Raw genomic sequence first — 16,786 nt, 5'->3', positions numbered from 1 at the left:
AAATTGATTCAAAAAAATGCGGACGTCAACCGCCCGCCTGCTCTGTTCAGATGATGCGTTCGACTGGCAGTTCCAGCATGTTCAAGGTTGCCTGCCAGGCCGACTTCAAGGCGCTGTCATCGCGCCGCAGCTTGGTCAGCATGGCCGCACCCAGCCACAGCTGGTACAAGTTCGCCGCCATCTGCGCCGGGTCGGTTACCGACGGCAGGGAGTCGTCCACCCTTCCCTGCCCGATGGCCAGCGCCAGCCTGGCGATAATGCGGTTGGTACCGTCCAGCAAGGTCATGCGCATCGGTTCGGACATGTCCGCCACTTCGCTGCTCAGCTTGACCACCAGGCAACGGCAGTCACAACCGCTGCCGTCCAGGCTTTCGCTGGTCCAGCTGGCCCAGTAATCCATCAAGGATTGCGCCGCACTCTGGCCGGGCTGGCCCAGCACGACGTCCATCTCGGCCAGGTAGCGCTGCACATAATCGGCCAGCATCGCCTCGCCAAACAATTCCTTGGACTTGAAATAATGGTAGAACGAGCCCTTGGGCACATCGGCCGCCGTCAGGATCTCGTTCAGGCCCACGCCGGCAAAACCCTTGCGCGTGATAATGGCCTTGCCCTGGTCAAGGATGTGCTGGCGGACGTCGGTGTATTGGGCTTTCATGCGACACAGTATAGCATGATTAGACCAGTCGTCTATAGTTGAATGCATGGCGCGGCGCCAGCAGCTTCAGTGCACTTGCAGCATTTGCAGACGTTCTCTGGCATGGTCATTGCCGGCATCAAGCCCCAGCGAGCGCGTGTAGTTGGCGATGGCGCCCGGCTTGTCGCCTGCCAGTTCGAGGATTTCGGCCAGGCTGTCGTAGGCATTCGCGCTGGCCGGATGCAGGCTGGCATTCAGGCGCAGGATGGCCAGGGCCTGTGGCACCTGCCCCTGGGTGCTCAATTTGTAGCCCCATACATTGAGCGCCTCTTCATCGGGCAAGGCCGCTGCATCGTCTGCCCGCAATTGCGCCCACGCCTGCGGCGCCTGTTCGAAGCCGCGCTGCAACAGCAGCTTACGCAGGGGCAGCACTGCCGGCGGCAAGCCAAAACCTGTCGACGGATGCATCGCCGGCACATAGAAGCCGGCAATTTCATCGATAAACAGTTCCGGATTGACGCCCTGCAGATTGGTCAGCACTACCACCGACAGATCATCCTCGGGATACACGAAGAAGGCCGAGCGCATGCCGCCGATAGGGCCTGCCGCGCGATGCGCACTACGCGCCGTCACGGGCCAGCCCAGCGCCGAACCATTGAGCAAGTCATTCGGTCCTTGGGTCTTGCCATTGTTGAGTACATATGGACTCCACATGGCTTGCAGGCTAGCCTGGTGTTTCAACAGCTTTCCGTTTTGCAGGGCGAGCAGCCATTGCGCGATATCGCCAGCGTTGGAGACGATGCCGGCGGCGGTGCGGAAGTAGCCGGGAAAGGTGACATACGCGGTAGAGAGGCGCTTGCCCGTGAGCCATTTGCCGCCCTCGTTATGCAAATAACTGTACGCTCCCGCCGAATGAGGAATCACATCGGAGGAATCACCGAAACGTGTATGCGTCAGCCCGGCAGGCTTGAATTGCCGGTTCTCCACGAAGTGCACGAACGTCTCGCCGGTGAGCTTTTCAATGATCCTGCCGATGATGACATAACCGGTCTGGTTATAGCTGTAGCGCTCTCCCGGCGCAAACTCTAACGGCAAGGCCTTGACCCTGCTCCAGCTCAGCGCCTCATCGTCGCCGCCCAGCAGGTTTTCCTTTTCGTCGATGATATTGGGCAGGCCCGACGTGTGCGTCATCAACTGGCGTATCGTCAACGCGCGCCAGGACGGCGGCAAGTCGTCCAGATACAGCGAGATGGGATCGTTGAGCTTGAGCTTGCCCTCTTCTACCAGCTGCATGACAGCCACGCCGGTAAACGCCTTGGTGCAGGAATTGATCGAAAAGAGGCTGTCGTTGGTGGCCGGCACGCCGTTTTCCACGTTGGCGATGCCGGCAGCGGCCAGCTCGACGACCTTGCCATGCTGGATGACAGCCACCTGTAGCGCAGGAATCTTCTGCTGGACCATCTTCTGCCTGAGAAAGGCCATCACGCCTTCGGACGTGCCTGGTGCACCTTGCGCCCATACCGGGAACGCCAGGCACAAGCCACTGATCAATGCTGCCACTTTCATCTTGCGTCCATTCAGCTGGGTGGGTGCCAGGGCCGCGAGAGCGAATCTGAAGTACCTCGGCAATCAGACTACCGGATTGTGGTGGTTTGCGAAACAAGAAGATCTGCGGCGGCCATGCATGAGATGAAACCGGCAGCGCGCGTACCGCCGGTTAAAGTCCGCGCCCGCCCACCAGGATGGATTCATCGATCTGGTCGATCGAGGTCACGCCGGTGAGCGTCATGGCCACCCGCATTTCGCGGGCAAAAATGTCGAGCAGGTTTTCCACGCCATGGCGCCCATCGGCCGCCAGCGCATAGGCGGACGAACGTCCCAGCAGCACGCCGCGCGCGCCCAGCGCCAGCATGCGCACCACGTCGAGCCCGGAACGCACGCCCGAATCGGCCAGCACCGTCAGGTCGCTGCCGACCGCCTGGGCAATCGCCGGCAGCGCGTGGGCGGTGGACGGCACGCCATCGAGCTGGCGCCCGCCATGGTTCGACACCACGATGCCATCGGCGCCGAAGCTGACCGCATCCCTGGCGTCCTGCGGATCGAGGATGCCCTTGATGATCATCGGGCCCTTCCAGAATTCGCGTATCCATTCCAGGTCGCTCCAGCTGATCGATGGATCGAAGTTATTCGCCAGCCAGCCGATGTAGTCTTCCAGCGTAATCGCCTTGCCCAGGTATTTGGAGATATTGCCCAGGTCGTGGGGGCGCCCCATCAGGCCGACATCGTAGGACCAGGCTGGTCTGGTCATCGCCTGCAGCATGCGGCGCGGTGCGGCCCAAGGCCCGGACATGCCGGAATGCGCATCGCGGTAACGGGCGCCCGGGGTCGGCATGTCGACCGTAAACACCAGGTTCGTGACGCCGGCCGCCTGCGCCCGTTCCAGCGCATTGCGCATGAAACCGCGATCTTTCAGCACATATAGCTGGAACCAGATCGGCGCGCTGCTCTGCGACGCCACTTCCTCGATCGGGCACACCGACACGGTCGACAGACAATACGGCACGCCCTTGCTGGCCGCCGCCTGCGCCACCTGGACTTCGCCGCGGCGCGCAAACATGCCGGTCAGGCCGACCGGGCTCAGGACGACCGGCATGGCCAGCTTCTGGCCGAACAACTGCGTTTCCAGGCTCAGCTGGCCGACATTCCTCAATATCCGCTGGCGCAGGCCGATCGCCGCCAGGTCGGCGCTGTTGGCGGCCAGGGTATGCTCGGCGTAGGCGCCGCCATCGATATAGTCGAACAGGAATCGTGGCAGCTTGCGGCGTGCCGCTGTGCGGTAATCGGAGGCGGAAGAGATGATCATGATGGAGAGCCAGGCCGGTGTGTGGAGATGAACAGGATAAGCTTGCCTTTGCTATGATGCAAACAAATTATTTTTCTAATATCCAGTCGCAAATGGAATACCGATGAATCTACGAACCTTGCGCATCTTTGTCGAGGTAGTGCGCCAAGGCGGCTTTTCGCAAGCGGCCGAAAACGTGTCGCTGACACAGTCTGCCGTCAGCAAGGCCGTCAAAACGCTGGAAGAGGAACTCGGCCTGCCCTTGCTGAACCGCCTCGGCCACCGCATCGAGCTGACGCCTGCCGGAGACATCGCCTACCGCCGCGCGCAGACGATGCTGGCCGAACGCCAGGACTTGCTGGCAGAACTCGATGAACTGAAGGGACTGCAGCGAGGCGTGCTGAGGATCGGCATTCCGCCGGTCGGCAGCGGCGTGGTGTTTGCCGCCATGTTCGCCGCCTACCGCAGCCGCTATCCGGACATCGAGATCGCCTTGCTGGAGCATGGCGGCAAGAAACTCAACCAGTGCCTGCACGACGGCGAGATCGACGTGGCGGCCATCCTGGCGCCCGTGCATGCCGACTTTGATTTCCAGGAAGTGCGGGTGGAACCGCTGGTGGCCCTGATGTCGGCCAGCCATCCGCTGGCCGGCAGCGAGCGCGTCGACTTCACGCAACTGGCCAGCACCCCCTTCATCCTGTTCGAAGGCGGCTTTGCGCTGAACCGCATCATCCTCGACGCCTGCGAGCGCAAGGGCGTGCAGCCGAAGATCACCGCGCGCAGCGCACAGATCGATTTCATCGTCGACCTGGTGGCGGCGGGCTTGGGCGTGGCATTCTTCCCGCGCATGCTGGCGGAAAAATACACGCATGCCGGCATCTGGCGCGCGGCGCTCGATGAACCGCACACCGACTGGCACATGACGCTGGCCTGGCGCCGACAAGCCTGGCTGCCGCCAGCGGCGCGCGCCTGGCTGGAACTGGCGGCGCAGATGCAGCAATAGCGCCGGTGCCAACTACTCAGGCAAACTGCTTGAAGTCCGGCTTCCTCTTCTGGAAGAACGCCGTAAACGCTTCCTTCGCTTCCGGTGCGCCCAGCATGGCGCCGAACAGCTGGTTTTCGTCGGCAATTGCCGCCTTGATTGGCTCCATGCGGCTTTGCTTCATCAGGCGCTTGGTGGCGCGGATCGAGGCCGCTGGCAGGGCCACCAGCTTGGCCGCCTGGGCCTGGGCGAACGGGATCAGTTCGTACAGCGGCAGCACTTTCGAGACCAGGCCCATTTCCAGCGCCTCTTGCGCCGGGAAGGCTTCGCCCAGCATCAGTTTTTCGGCCGCGCGCGGGTAGCCGGCCAGTTGCGTGAACAGCAGGCTGGAGGCAAATTCCGGGCACAAACCCAGCTGGGTGAACGGCATCGAGAAGCTGGCGTTGTCGGCCGCGTAGACCAGGTCGCAGTGCATCAGCATGGTGGTGCCGATACCGATCGCCGGACCCGAGACAGCCGCCACCACTGGTTTACCGCAACCGTACAGCGCGCGCATGAACTGGAACACCGGGCGGTCATGGTCGAGCGAACCGTCTTTCGGGCGCGCCGTCTTCATGAAGTCGTCGAGGTCATTGCCGGCGGTGAAAATCTCGCGCTTGCCGCACAACAGAATGGCGCGTACTTCGGTGTCGGTTTCGGCCGCCACCAGCGCGTCGGCCAGGGTCTGGTACATCGCGCCGGTAATCGCATTCTTGCGTTCCAGGCGGTTGAATTCCAGCGTCAATATACCGTCGCTCTTGCTGCACAAAATATCCATGGTGTCTCCAAAAATGAAAAGGCGCCGGGAACAGTCCGCAGCGCCTTTGTTGTTATCGCAGTACCGCGTTATACGCGTTCAAAAATTCCGGCGGCTCCCATGCCGGCGCCCACGCACATCGTCACCATGCCGTACTTCTGCTTGGTGCGCTGCAGCGCGTGGATCACGGTGGCGGCGCGGATGGCGCCGGTCGCGCCCAGCGGGTGGCCGAGGGCAATCGCGCCGCCCATCGGGTTCACTTTCGATGGGTCCAGGCCCAGGTCGCCGATCACGGCCAGCGCTTGCGCGGCAAACGCTTCGTTCAGTTCGATCCAGTCCAGCTGGTCCTGCGTGATGCCGGCGGCGGCGCAGGCGGCGGGAATCGCAAACTTCGGACCGATGCCCATGATTTCCGGCGGCACGCCGCGCACGGCGAACGACGAGAATTTGGCCAGCGGCGTCAGGTTATGCTCGCGCAGGATTTTTTCGCTGACGATCAACAGCGCACCGGCGCCGTCCGACATCTGCGAGCTGTTGGCGGCGGTGACGCTGCCCTTGGCGGCAAACACCGGTTTGAGCTTGGCCAAGGACTCCATGGTCGAATCGGCACGCGCGCCTTCGTCGGTATCGACGGTGCGGCGGCTCACGTCCACCTGGCCGGTGGCCAGGTTCGGCGTGCGCGTGATGATCTCGACCGGCGTGGTTTCGGCCTTGAAGAAGCCGGCTTGCTGGGCGGCGATGGCGCGGCGGTGCGATTCGACCGAGAACGCGTCCTGCTGTTCGCGCGACACTTTCCATTGCTGCGCCACTTTTTCAGCGGTCAGGCCCATGCCGTAGGCCATGCCGATGTTTTCGTCGCTGAACATGTCCAGGTTCATCGATGGGTGGTGGCCCATCATCGGCACCATCGACATCGATTCGATGCCGCCGGCGATCATCACATCGGCTTCGCCGACGCGGATGCGGTCAGCGGCCATGGCGATCGCGGTGATGCCCGAGGCGCAATAACGGTTGACGGTCACGCCGCCGACGCTTTTCGGCATGCCGGCCAGCAGCACCGACTGGCGGGCGATATTGAAACCCTGTTCGGCTTCCGGGAACGAGCAGCCGATGATGGCGTCGGTGATCAGGGCCGGATCCAGGCCAGGCGCTTGCGCCAGGGCCGATTGCAGCACGCGCACCAGCAGGTCGTCGGGACGGGTGTTCCGGAACATGCCGCGCGGCGCCTTGCCAATCGGCGTGCGGGTGGCGGAGACGATATACGCGTCTTGAAGTTGTTTGCTCATAGTCTGCTTTCGCTTATCGATTTAGTTACGCACTGGCTTGCCGGTCTGCATCATGCCCATGATGCGTTCCTGCGTCTTCGGATGGTTCAGCAATTCCAGGAAGGCCTTGCGTTCCATGTCCAGCAGCCACTGTTCGCTGACAAAACTGCCCTGGTCGATATCGCCGCCCGAGACGATCTCGGCGATCATTTCGCCCAGCTTGAAATCGTGCGCAGAGATAAAGCCGCCGTCGCGCATATTGACCAGTTGCGCCTTGATGGTGCCCCAGCCGTAACGGCCCGTCACCTGGATCAGCGATGGCAGGGCTGGACGGAAACCGGCGTCGAACATGGCGCGCGCTTCGACTTTGGCCACGTGCAGCAGCTCGTAGGCATTGAAGACGATGACGTCGTCTTCCTTCAGGTAGCCCATTTTTTTCGCTTCCAGCGCCGACTTCGACACATTGGCGGTAGCGGCATTGGTAAAGCCCACTTTCAGGAACTGCAAAATGTCATTGCCATTGGCTTGTTTGTAGGCGCGCTGCGCCGCTTCTTTCAAACCGCCGCCGGCGGGAATCAGACCCACGCCCACTTCCACCAGGCCGATATACGACTCGATCGAGGCCACGCGTTTTGACGCATGCAGCGCCAGCTCGCAGCCGCCGCCCAGCGCCAGGCCCGCCACTGCGGCGATCACCGGCACGTTCGCGTATTTCAGCTTCATGAACGTGTTCTGCAGTTCGGCGATAATCGGGTCGACCGCTTTCACGCCACCTTGCATGAACGCCGGCAAAGCCGACTGCAGGTCGGCGCCGGCCGAGAACGCGCCGCCTTCAGCTGCATCCGCATGCCAGATCACCAGGCCCTTGAAGTTCTTCTCGGCTTCCGCCAATGCGAATTTAAGTCCATTAATGACGCCTTCGCCGATCACGTGCAGCTTGGTCTTGAACGAGATGATCAGGACATCGTCGCCCGTATGCCAGACGCGTACCGATTCGTCTTCGAACACGGTGGTGCCAGCCGTCTTGCCGTCCACCGCGCCGCTGCCGATGACTGGTGCGCGGAATGGCTGGCGGTCGTAGACCGACAAGGTCGAGCGTGGCACGAAGCTGTTCGACACAGCCGAGTACGAACCTTCGGCCGTATGCACGCCGCCTTTGTCAGCGACCGGGCCTTCGAAGACCCAGGCTGGCAGCGGTGCATTGCACAGTGCCTTGCCGGCGTCGATATCTTCCTTGACCCAGTTGGCCACTTGCAGCCAGTTCGAGGCCTGCCAGGTTTCAAACGGGCCGACGTTCCAGCCGAAGCCCCAGCGCATGGCGAAATCGATATCACGCGCATTGTCGGCCACGGTGTCGAGGTGGATCGCGATGTAGTGGAAGGCGTCGCGGAAGATCGCCCACAGGAACTGGCCCTGCGGATTGGTCGAATCGTGCAGCGCCTTCATCTTCTTGACAGGATCTTTTTCTTTCAGGATGCGGGCGATGATGTCGGCTGCCTTGGCGCCGCCGGCAACGTATTCACCGGTGGCGAAATCGAGGCGTTGAATCTCCTTGCCAACCTTTTTGTAGAAGCCGGCGCCGCTCTTCTGGCCCAGCGCACCTTTTTCCACCAGCTTGGCCAGCACATCCGGCGTCTTGTAGACGGCGGCAAACGGGTCGTTCGGCAGGTAGTCCTGCATGGTCTTGATCACATGACCCATGGTGTCCAGGCCAACCACGTCGGCGGTGCGGAAGGTACCCGACTTGGCGCGACCCAGCTTGGCGCCGGTCAAATCATCGACGACATCGACCGACAGGCCGAATTTTTCGGCTTCGTGCACGATGGCCAGGATGCCGAACACGCCGACGCGGTTGGCGATGAAGTTCGGCGTATCCTTGGCGCGGACCACGCCCTTGCCCAGGGTGGTGGTCAAAAAGCCTTCCAGCTGGTCGGCGATTTCAGGCTTCGTGAATTCGGTCGGGATGATTTCGACCAGGTGCATATAGCGCGGCGGATTGAAGAAGTGCACGCCGCAGTAGCGCGATTTCAGGTCCGCATCAAAGCCTTCGGCCAGCTTGGTGATCGACAGGCCCGAGGTGTTCGAGGCGAAGATCGCGTTCGGGCCGATATGCGGCGCCACCTTCTGGTACAGGTCGTGTTTCCAGTCCATGCGCTCGGCGATGGCTTCGATGATCAGGTCGCAACCGGCCAGCAGGTCCAGGTTGTCTTCGTAGTTGGCGACCTGGATCAGGGCCGCGTCATCCTTGTTGCCCAGTGGCGCAGGCGACAGTTTTTTCAGGTTCTCGATGGCGCGCAGGACGATGCCGTTCTTCGGGCCTTCCTTCGCTGGCAGGTCGAACAGCACCACCGGCACTTTCGCGTTGATGCAATGGGCGGCGATCTGCGCGCCCATCACGCCGGCGCCGAGAACGGCAACTTTTTTAACGATGAAATTGGTCATATTTTCCTCAAGTCTTAGAACAGGTCTGCGTCGAGTGCCATCAGGTTGGCCGAACCGGAGCGCGCCTGGCGGATCAGGGTGGCCGTTTCAGGTTGCAGGCGGGCGAAATAGAAGCGCGCGGTGGCCAGCTTGGCGGTGTAGAAGGTGTCGCCACTGGATTCTTTTTCCAGTGCGATCTTCGCCATCTGCGCGAACAGGTAGCTGTAGATCATGTGGCCGACCACGCGCAGGTAAGGCACGCAGGCCGCGCCCACTTCGTCCGGATTCTGGAACGCCTTCATGCCGATTTCCATGGTCAGCTTGGTGACCTTGTCGCCCAGGTCGCCCAATGGCGTGACGAATTCGCTCATCGCTTCGTCGGTGCCGTTGTCTTCGACAAACGCCTTGATCTTCTCGCCGAACTTGCGCAGCTTGGCGCCGTTGTCGCCCAAAATCTTGCGGCCCAAGAGATCCAGCGACTGGATGGTATTGGTACCTTCGTAAATCATGTTGATGCGCGCGTCGCGCACGTATTGTTCCATGCCCCATTCCGAAATATAGCCGTGGCCGCCGAACACTTGCATCGCGTCCGAGGTGGCGATCCAGGCGTTGTCGGTAATAAAGGCCTTGATCACGGGCGTCAAGAGCGCGACTTCGTCGGCCGCTTCCTTGCGCACGTCGGCGTCCGGGTGGTGCAGTTCGCGGTCGATCTGCAGCGCCACGTATGACGTGAAAGCGCGCGCGCCTTCGGCGTAGGCTTTGCCGGTCAGCAGCATGCGGCGCACGTCAGGGTGAACGATGATGCGGTCGGCCGGCAGTTCCGGGTTCTTGATGCCGGACAGCGAACGCATCTGCGTACGGTCCTTGGCGTAGATCAGCGCATTCTGGAACGCGATCTCGGTCAGGCCCAGCGACTGCATGCCCACGCCCAGGCGGGCCGCGTTCATGAACACGAACATGGCGTTCAGGCCCTTGTTCGGCTGGCCGATGATCCAGCCACGCGCGCCGTCCAGGTTCATCTGGCAGGTCGAGTTGCCGTGGATGCCCATTTTTTCTTCGATGGCGCCGCAGGTGATCGGGTTGCGCTCACCAACCGAACCGTCTTCTTTCGGCAGGAACTTCGGCACCAGGAACAGCGAAATGCCTTTCGAGCCTTCCGGTGCGTCCGGCACGCGGGCCAGCACCAGGTGCAGAATGTTTTCCGCCATGTCGTGTTCGCCGGCGGAAATGAAAATCTTGTTGCCGGTGATCAGCCACGAACCGTCGTCCTGTGGCAGCGCTTTCGAGCGCAGCAGGCCCAGGTCGGTGCCGCAATGCGGTTCGGTCAGGCACATGGTGCCGGTCCATTCGCCCGACACCAGTTTCGGCAGGTAGACCTGTTTCTGGTGGTCGGTGCCATGTTCCTTCAGGCACTCGTAGGCGCCGTGCGACAGGCCAGGGTACATCGACCAGGCCTGGTTCGACGAGTTGAGCATTTCATAGAACGAGTTGTTCAGTACCACCGGCAGGCCCTGGCCGCCGTATTCCGGATCGCAGGCCAATGCCGCCCAGCCGCCATCGACGTACTGCTTGTACGCTTCCTTGAAGCCTTTTGGCGTGGTCACGGTGTGGGTTGCGGCGTCGTGCTTGCAGCCTTCGCGGTCGCCCGAGTGGTTCAGCGGGAACAGTACTTCGGAGGTGAATTTGGCGCCCTCTTCCAGCACCTGGTTGATGATGTCGGCATCGACATCGGCGTAATCGGGCATGGCTTTGAGTTCTTCACCGACGTTCAGGAACTCATGCAGAACGAATTGCATATCACGGATAGGCGCGACGTATTGACCCATTATTTTCTCCTCAAGGCATTAGCTGAATGTTGGTATGTGTTCGTTGTTGCGGATGCTGCTGAACTTCTTATTCTGTGACGGCGGCGTGGTTCTGGTACGACTCGATCAGGCGCTCGAAACCGCGCTGCGCCCGCTCGATGCTGCCCGGCACGCGCAAAAAGCGCGCGTCGTGATGCAGGGCCAGAATCAGGCCATACATTTCATACACCATCTGCTGGGCGTCGGTGCCCGCCTTCAGGTCGCCCGACGCGATCGATTGCTGCACGCTGCGCAGCAAGGCGCCCTGCCAGGCTTGCACCATCGCCACCAGCGACTCGCGGATCGGACCCGGGCGGTCGTCATACTCGACGGCGCCGCTGATATAAATGCAGCCCGAGGCGATTTCCACGCTGACGCGCTTGACCCAGCGCGCGAACATCGATTGCAGGCGCGCGATGCCACGTGGCTCCTTCATGGCAGGGAAAAACACTTCCTGCTCGAAACGATGGTGGTAGAGCTTGAGCACTTCCATCTGCAAATCTTCGCGCGAGCCGAAGTGGGCAAACACGCCCGACTTGCTCATGTTCATTTTGTCGGCCAGCAGCCCGATGGTCAGCCCTTCCAGGCCGTCGCGGCTGGACAGGTCCAGCGCCACGTCGAGAATGGCGGCCCGGGTCAGTTCGCCCTTGCGCATGAATTTGACTGAAGTATTCAAAATGACCGTTCTAAAGTAATGGTGCCAATCTGGTGGATTTTGCCGGCGCGGCAAAAAAAAGCACGCCATGAAAAAATCCGAACGCTCGTACTATTATCCAGTGAGCCTCAAAAGTCAAACACGAAATTTAGAGCGGGCGTTCTATTGATGCGATGCAGCAATTCCCGGCCGCCTTATCACGGCCAGGAAACGGCGTATTGAACCACCTCAGGAGAGGTCGCCGGCCTTGCTCAGTTGACGGCGGTCGCGCTTGGTCGGCCGCCCTTTGATGGTGCTGCCCGGCTCGCGGAACAGTTTGCGCTCTTCCTGGGCCTGCTCGCGGCGGGCGATGCTGGCCGGCGTTTCGGCATACAGCAGGCGCGCCACGGGCGCCGCGCCGCGCTTGTCGGACAGGCCCAGCACCGCCACTTCCCAGGTGTCGGAGCCATTGTCGATCGCCAGCTCGTCCCCGATGCGCAGGCCGCGCGCCGGTTTTACACGTTCGCCGCCAACCTTTACCTTGCCCGTATCGACGGCCTCGCTGGCCAAGGTGCGCGTCTTGAAAAAGCGCGCCGCCCACAGCCATTTGTCGATGCGCAAATTGGTCATTTCGTTCATGCGTATTTCCCTACCGAAAAAATGCGCATTACCAGGCGGTAGGTCCAGAACGCCAGTTCATAACCGATGCGCTGCACCCGGCCGATATGCTTGAAGTCGTCCTGGTGGATCACCTTGCCGTCGGCAATGCCCTGTTCTATATGCTGGCGCAAGGCCTGGGCAAACGCCACGTCCTTGATCACCACATTGGCTTCCTGGTTCAGGAACAGGCTCAGCGCGTCGATATTGCTCGAACCCACCGTGGCCCAGTCGTCATCGACCACCGCCACCTTGGCGTGCAGCTGCGTCTTGCGGTATTCGACGATCTTCACGCCGGCCGCCAGCAGCTTCGGATAAAACGAGTGCGCCACCGCGTCCTGCATGCGAAATTCGCCCACGCCGATCAGCAGCACCACGTCCACGCCGCGCTGGGCGGCCTGCGCCAGCGCCCGGCGCAGCTTGTGGCCGGGTGCGAAATACGGGTTGGCCAGCATCACGCTCTTGCGCGCCTGGCCCAGCGCCTGCAGATAGGCGCGCTGGATGGTGCGGCGGTTGCGCAGGTTGTCGCGCACCACGAAGCCGGCCACCACCGGGTTCTTCGCCAGCTCCTTGCCGACCACCCGCATCTTGCGATACAGCTTGATGCGGCGCACCAGGTTCATCTTGCCCAGGCGCGCCCACTGCGCCTGCGCTTCCATATGGATGGCGTCGACCAGCGGGCCTTTCACCTGCACCGCAAAATCCCAGCGCGGCGCTTCCAGGCTGATATTGTGGTCGTAGTCGCAGAACATGTCGTCGTTGATATTGATGCCGCCCACCAGCGCCACTTCGAAATCGACCACGCAGATTTTCCGGTGGGTGCGCGTGATGCCGCGCAGGAACCACGGGTTGAACACGCGGTGATGCACGCCGGCCGCTTCCAGCTGGGCATGCATGGCGTTGACCCGGCGCCGGCCGGTGCCGAACCAGTCGGTAATCATGCACACCAGCACGCCGCGCGCGGCCGCCCGCTTGAGGGCATCGAGCACCAGGGTGCCGGTGGCATCGTCGGCAAAGATATAGGTCTCGAAATAGACCTCTTTCTTTGCGCTGTCGATGGCGCCGATCAGCGCGGGAAAATAGTCGGTGCCACATTTGAGCAGCTGGATGTCGTTGTGGGCGGTGTAATGAACTGAACGCATGCGCGACTCTATGCCAGTTTCAAGGCGGCAACGATCGGCGCGTGATCCGACAATTTTGCCCACAAGGTGCCGTGCATTACTTGCGCGCCTTCCACCTGGAAGCCGCGCACATAGATCCGGTCGAGGCGGAACCACGGCAAGGCGGCCGGAAAGGTGCGCGCCGGCACCGGCACCGGCGGGCGCGCCTGGCGCCGCGCCAGGGTCCGCACCAGGTCGCCCAGCGCCGAATTCGAAGCGCGCTGGTCGAATACTTCCACCACGCCCAGCGCATTTCTCAGCTTGTCGCTGAGGGTATTGCGCCAGTCGTTGAAGTCGCCGGCAATAATCACCGGCTCGCCATTCGGCGCCGAGGCCATCACGGCGTCGATCAGGGCCTGCGTCTGGCGGCCTCGCCCGGACTCGAACAGGCCCAGGTGCACCACATAGCAGTGCACGTCGGCATCGGGTGTTTTCAGCACGCAATGCAGGATGCCCCGCTGCTCGTACGCATGGTCCGACACGTCGTGGTTGACCTGGGAGCCGATCGGATATTTGCTGAGCAAGGCGTTGCCGTGGTGGCCATGGTCGTACACGGCGTTCATGCCGTAAGCCGTATGATGCTCGGGGCCGGCAAAGAATTCATGCTGCGACGCTTCCGGCCAATGCTTGTGGCCATGCGTCTCTGCGCCATAGCGGGCCGCATTGCGGTCGTGCTTGCCCTGCACTTCTTGCAGGAAGACAACGTCGGCATCGAACAGGGCAATCGCCTGCTTGAGGGCATGCACGCGGGGCAGTCCCCGTACGGAGGAGACGCCCTTGTGGATATTATAAGTTGCTACGCGGATTTTCATGCATTGATTCTACTCCCAGACGAGCGCTTTTCGCTGCTTCAATGGTGCGCGCGTGCGCCCCATCCGGCAAGTTGAATCAAGCCAGCATGCGCCCTACGCCGGCCGTCACGCTGACCAGCAGGGCCGTGATGGCGGCCGCCCACACGATCTTGACCAGCAGCGGCGCGCCGCGCCAGGCCACCGTGCGCTTGCCGGGCATAAACGCCCCCGGATGCAGCAGCCAGCCCAGCGCCACCAGCGGCATGCCGATCGGCGGCGTGCGCTCGGGCGGATTAAAGCGGAACAAGGCCAGGATCACGCAGATGCAGAACGCGATACCAAGCGCGCCCAGCAGCTTTTGTTGCATCGTCAAATAATTCCAGTTCAGCATCAGGTACTTTCTCTCGGGGCAAGACCCGTAATCGCAGGCAATTGCAAGATGGCTTCCGCATTGGAAGAAGAAAAACACTGGTCGGCCGCCGCCAGATACGGCAGCCACGTATAGCGCAGGTGTTCCCGCGGATTGACGGTCACGACGCAGTCGCGCGGCACCCGCACGCTGAATACATGTTCCGTATTGTGCAGTACGCCGGGCGCGTAGCGGTGGCGCCAGACCGGATAAATCTCGTAGATGTTCGACAACTGCCAGTCCTGCAGCGCAATCAACTGGCCATCGGCAACGATGCCGGTCTCTTCGAACAGCTCGCGCGTGGCTGCCTGCACCAGCGGTTCGTCGACGTCGTCGATCGAACCGGTGACCGATTGCCAGAAGCCGGGCTGCCCCGCGCGCTCGATCAGCAGTACTTCGAGGTCGGCCGTATGAATGACGACCAGCACGGAAACGGGGATTTTATGGCTCATGTCAGTCATGAAAAAGGCGCCTTGTCAGCGCCTTTTTATTTAGCTTGCTCAAACAGCGGCCGCTTGCGCGACCGCCCGGGCCTTACGCTACTTTAGGATCGGCGCTGCGCAAACGGATATGCAGTTCGCGCAGTTGCTTCTCGTCCACTTCCGACGGCGCATGGGTCAGCAAGTCTTGCGCGCGCTGGGTTTTCGGGAAGGCGATCACGTCGCGGATCGATTCGGAACCGGTCATCATGGTCACGATACGGTCCAGGCCGAATGCCAGGCCGCCGTGCGGCGGCGCGCCGTATTGCAACGCGTCGAGCAGGAAGCCGAATTTCAGCTGGGCTTCTTCGGCATCGATCTTCAGTGCGCGGAACACTTTCGACTGCACTTCTTCGCGGTGGATACGGATCGAACCGCCGCCCAGTTCCCAGCCGTTCAGGACCATGTCGTAGGCCTTGGCGATGCAGGCGCCCGGATCGGTTTCCAGCATGTCTTCATGGCCGTCTTTCGGCGCCGTGAACGGATGGTGGGTGGCGGTCCAGCGGTCCGCTTCTTCGTCGTGTTCGAACATCGGGAAGTCGACCACCCACAATGGCTTCCATACGTCGTCGAACAGGCCGGCTTTCTTGCCGAATTCGCTGTGGCCGATTTTCACGCGCAGCGCGCCGATGGCGTCGTTGACAACCTTGGCCTTGTCGGCGCCGAAGAAGATCAGGTCGCCGTCTTGCGCGCCGGTCTGCTCGAGGATGGTGGCCAGCACGTCGGCCGGCAGGAACTTGACGATCGGCGACTGCAGGCCTTCAGGGCCCTTGGCTTTCTCGTTGACCTTGATGTAGGCCAGGCCCTTGGCGCCGTAGATGGCGACGAACTGGGTGTAGGCGTCGATTTCCGAACGCGGCATGCTGCCGCCGCCCGGAATGCGCAGGCCCACCACGCGGCCGCCCTTCATGTTGGCGGCGCCGTTGAAGACCTTGAACTCGACCGTTTTCATGATTTCGGTCAGGTCGGTAAACGCCAGCTTGACGCGCATGTCCGGCTTGTCGGAACCGTACAGGCCCATCGCTTCGGCAAAGTCCATTACCGGGAACGGGTTAGGCAGCTCGATGTTCAGGGTGTTCTTGAACACCACGCGGATCATGTCTTCGAACAGGTCGCGGATTTCCTGCTCCGTCAGGAACGACGTTTCACAGTCGATCTGGGTAAATTCAGGCTGGCGGTCGGCGCGCAGGTCTTCGTCGCGGAAGCACTTGGTGATCTGGTAGTAACGGTCGAAGTTGGCCACCATCAGCAGTTGCTTGAACAGCTGCGGCGACTGCGGCAGCGCGAAGAAGCTGCCGGCGTTGACACGCGACGGCACCAGATAGTCGCGCGCACCTTCCGGGGTCGACTTGGTCAGCATCGGCGTTTCGATGTCGATGAAGCCCAGGTTGTCGAGGTACTTGCGCACTTCCATCGTCACCTTGTAGCGCAGGCGCAGGTTGTTCTGCATCTGCGGGCGGCGCAGGTCCAGCACGCGGTGCGTCAGGCGCGTCGTTTCCGACAGGTTGTCGTCGTCGAGCTGGAACGGTACCGGCACCGACGGGTTCAGCACTTCCAGTTCCGAGCACACTACTTCGATCTTGCCCGATTTCAGGTTGTTGTTGACCGTGCCTTCGATACGGTTGGTCACCACGCCGGTCACGCGCAGGCAGAATTCATTGCGCACGGCTTCGGCCACCTTGAACATCTCGGCTTGTTCCGGATTGCAGACGATTTGCACCAGGCCTTCGCGGTCGCGCAGGTCGATGAAGATCAGGCTGCCATGGTCGCGGCGGCGATGTACCCAGCCGCACAGGCTGACGGTTTGTCCCAGCATGGCTTCGGTGACGAGGCCGCAATATTCAGTACGCATAGACATAAAAATTCTCAGTT

Annotated in this window: 15 protein-coding genes; 1 reads left to right on the top strand and 14 read right to left on the bottom strand. The window is 61.7% G+C overall.

Going from position 1 to position 16,786, the window contains the following annotated elements; translation table 11 throughout:
• Positions 1–46: 46 nt before the first annotated feature.
• The 3 genes from AC0Z42_RS24055 to lldD all read right to left on the bottom strand — a co-directional run bounded on the left by AC0Z42_RS24055 (position 47) and on the right by lldD (position 3,497).
• Positions 47–655 carry a TetR/AcrR family transcriptional regulator gene (locus AC0Z42_RS24055; RefSeq protein ID WP_485470666.1) on the bottom strand — a complete coding sequence of 203 codons (609 nt, stop codon included), beginning with the start codon at positions 653–655 and terminating at the stop codon, positions 47–49.
• A 66-nt stretch (positions 656–721) separates the two neighbouring features.
• Positions 722–2,200 carry a serine hydrolase gene (locus tag AC0Z42_RS24050; protein WP_485470665.1) on the bottom strand — a complete coding sequence of 493 codons (1,479 nt, stop codon included), beginning with the start codon at positions 2,198–2,200 and terminating at the stop codon, positions 722–724.
• Between the two features lie 151 nt (positions 2,201–2,351).
• Positions 2,352–3,497: an FMN-dependent L-lactate dehydrogenase LldD gene (lldD, locus tag AC0Z42_RS24045; protein WP_485470664.1), complete on the bottom strand. Its 1,146-nt coding sequence runs from the start codon at positions 3,495–3,497 to the stop codon at positions 2,352–2,354.
• 103 nt (positions 3,498–3,600) lie between these two features.
• Here lldD and AC0Z42_RS24040 point away from each other — a divergent pair, with 103 nt between their 5' ends.
• On the top strand, positions 3,601–4,479 hold the full coding sequence (locus AC0Z42_RS24040) for a LysR substrate-binding domain-containing protein (RefSeq protein WP_485470663.1): 879 nt from the start codon (positions 3,601–3,603) through the stop codon (positions 4,477–4,479).
• A gap of 16 nt (positions 4,480–4,495) precedes the next feature.
• On the opposite strand, the gene AC0Z42_RS24035 is transcribed toward AC0Z42_RS24040, so the two are convergent.
• From AC0Z42_RS24035 to aspS, 11 genes are all read right to left on the bottom strand, one after another.
• Positions 4,496–5,275 (bottom strand): enoyl-CoA hydratase, encoded by a 780-nt coding sequence (locus AC0Z42_RS24035; protein ID WP_485470662.1) that lies wholly within the window; start codon positions 5,273–5,275, stop codon positions 4,496–4,498.
• A 68-nt stretch (positions 5,276–5,343) separates the two neighbouring features.
• Entirely contained in the window at positions 5,344–6,540 is a 1,197-nt protein-coding gene (locus AC0Z42_RS24030) for an acetyl-CoA C-acyltransferase (RefSeq protein ID WP_485470661.1), read from the bottom strand.
• Between the two features lie 21 nt (positions 6,541–6,561).
• Entirely contained in the window at positions 6,562–8,961 is a 2,400-nt protein-coding gene (locus AC0Z42_RS24025; protein WP_485470660.1) for a 3-hydroxyacyl-CoA dehydrogenase/enoyl-CoA hydratase family protein, read from the bottom strand.
• Between the two features lie 14 nt (positions 8,962–8,975).
• Complete coding sequence (locus tag AC0Z42_RS24020; RefSeq protein ID WP_485470659.1) at positions 8,976–10,766, bottom strand: acyl-CoA dehydrogenase C-terminal domain-containing protein; 1,791 nt, start codon at positions 10,764–10,766, stop codon at positions 8,976–8,978.
• Positions 10,767–10,833: 67 nt separating this feature from the next.
• The gene (locus tag AC0Z42_RS24015) at positions 10,834–11,439 is read right to left on the bottom strand and encodes a TetR/AcrR family transcriptional regulator (RefSeq protein WP_485470726.1); all 606 of its coding nucleotides are present in this window, start codon (positions 11,437–11,439) and stop codon (positions 10,834–10,836) included.
• A gap of 228 nt (positions 11,440–11,667) precedes the next feature.
• Positions 11,668–12,057: an RNA-binding S4 domain-containing protein gene (locus AC0Z42_RS24010; RefSeq protein ID WP_485470658.1), complete on the bottom strand. Its 390-nt coding sequence runs from the start codon at positions 12,055–12,057 to the stop codon at positions 11,668–11,670.
• The gene (gene clsB / locus AC0Z42_RS24005) at positions 12,054–13,217 is read right to left on the bottom strand and encodes a cardiolipin synthase ClsB (protein ID WP_485470657.1); all 1,164 of its coding nucleotides are present in this window, start codon (positions 13,215–13,217) and stop codon (positions 12,054–12,056) included. Before clsB ends, AC0Z42_RS24010 begins: the two co-directional genes overlap by 4 nt.
• 8 nt (positions 13,218–13,225) lie before the next feature.
• Positions 13,226–14,047 carry an endonuclease/exonuclease/phosphatase family protein gene (locus AC0Z42_RS24000; RefSeq protein ID WP_485470656.1) on the bottom strand — a complete coding sequence of 274 codons (822 nt, stop codon included), beginning with the start codon at positions 14,045–14,047 and terminating at the stop codon, positions 13,226–13,228.
• A gap of 76 nt (positions 14,048–14,123) precedes the next feature.
• Complete coding sequence (locus AC0Z42_RS23995) at positions 14,124–14,399, bottom strand: hypothetical protein (protein WP_485470655.1); 276 nt, start codon at positions 14,397–14,399, stop codon at positions 14,124–14,126.
• Positions 14,400–14,416: 17 nt separating this feature from the next.
• Positions 14,417–14,887, bottom strand: coding sequence for a dihydroneopterin triphosphate diphosphatase (nudB, locus tag AC0Z42_RS23990; RefSeq protein WP_485470725.1), 471 nt, complete (start codon positions 14,885–14,887; stop codon positions 14,417–14,419).
• An 82-nt stretch (positions 14,888–14,969) separates the two neighbouring features.
• Positions 14,970–16,766 carry an aspartate--tRNA ligase gene (gene aspS, locus AC0Z42_RS23985; protein ID WP_485470724.1) on the bottom strand — a complete coding sequence of 599 codons (1,797 nt, stop codon included), beginning with the start codon at positions 16,764–16,766 and terminating at the stop codon, positions 14,970–14,972.
• Positions 16,767–16,786: the final 20 nt, after the last annotated feature.

This window comes from Janthinobacterium sp. 1L-D-8-B-C4, assembly GCF_057291295.1.
Note: the sequence above shows the minus strand (reverse complement) of the source record. Positions and strands in the feature narration are given on the sequence as shown.

Excerpts from the sequence above, each read along its gene's own strand:
- AC0Z42_RS24055 (WP_485470666.1), bottom strand. The coding sequence starts at position 655 with ATGAAAGCCCAATACACCGACGTCCGCCAGCACATCCTTGACCAGGGC.
- AC0Z42_RS24050 (WP_485470665.1), bottom strand. The coding sequence starts at position 2,200 with ATGAAAGTGGCAGCATTGATCAGTGGCTTGTGCCTGGCGTTCCCGGTA.
- lldD (WP_485470664.1), bottom strand. The coding sequence starts at position 3,497 with ATGATCATCTCTTCCGCCTCCGATTACCGCACAGCGGCACGCCGCAAG.
- AC0Z42_RS24040 (WP_485470663.1), top strand. The coding sequence starts at position 3,601 with ATGAATCTACGAACCTTGCGCATCTTTGTCGAGGTAGTGCGCCAAGGC.
- AC0Z42_RS24035 (WP_485470662.1), bottom strand. The coding sequence starts at position 5,275 with ATGGATATTTTGTGCAGCAAGAGCGACGGTATATTGACGCTGGAATTC.
- AC0Z42_RS24030 (WP_485470661.1), bottom strand. The coding sequence starts at position 6,540 with ATGAGCAAACAACTTCAAGACGCGTATATCGTCTCCGCCACCCGCACG.
- AC0Z42_RS24025 (WP_485470660.1), bottom strand. The coding sequence starts at position 8,961 with ATGACCAATTTCATCGTTAAAAAAGTTGCCGTTCTCGGCGCCGGCGTG.
- AC0Z42_RS24020 (WP_485470659.1), bottom strand. The coding sequence starts at position 10,766 with ATGGGTCAATACGTCGCGCCTATCCGTGATATGCAATTCGTTCTGCAT.
- AC0Z42_RS24015 (WP_485470726.1), bottom strand. The coding sequence starts at position 11,439 with ATGCGCAAGGGCGAACTGACCCGGGCCGCCATTCTCGACGTGGCGCTG.
- AC0Z42_RS24010 (WP_485470658.1), bottom strand. The coding sequence starts at position 12,057 with ATGAACGAAATGACCAATTTGCGCATCGACAAATGGCTGTGGGCGGCG.
- clsB (WP_485470657.1), bottom strand. The coding sequence starts at position 13,217 with ATGCGTTCAGTTCATTACACCGCCCACAACGACATCCAGCTGCTCAAA.
- AC0Z42_RS24000 (WP_485470656.1), bottom strand. The coding sequence starts at position 14,047 with ATGAAAATCCGCGTAGCAACTTATAATATCCACAAGGGCGTCTCCTCC.
- nudB (WP_485470725.1), bottom strand. The coding sequence starts at position 14,887 with ATGAGCCATAAAATCCCCGTTTCCGTGCTGGTCGTCATTCATACGGCC.
- aspS (WP_485470724.1), bottom strand. The coding sequence starts at position 16,766 with ATGCGTACTGAATATTGCGGCCTCGTCACCGAAGCCATGCTGGGACAA.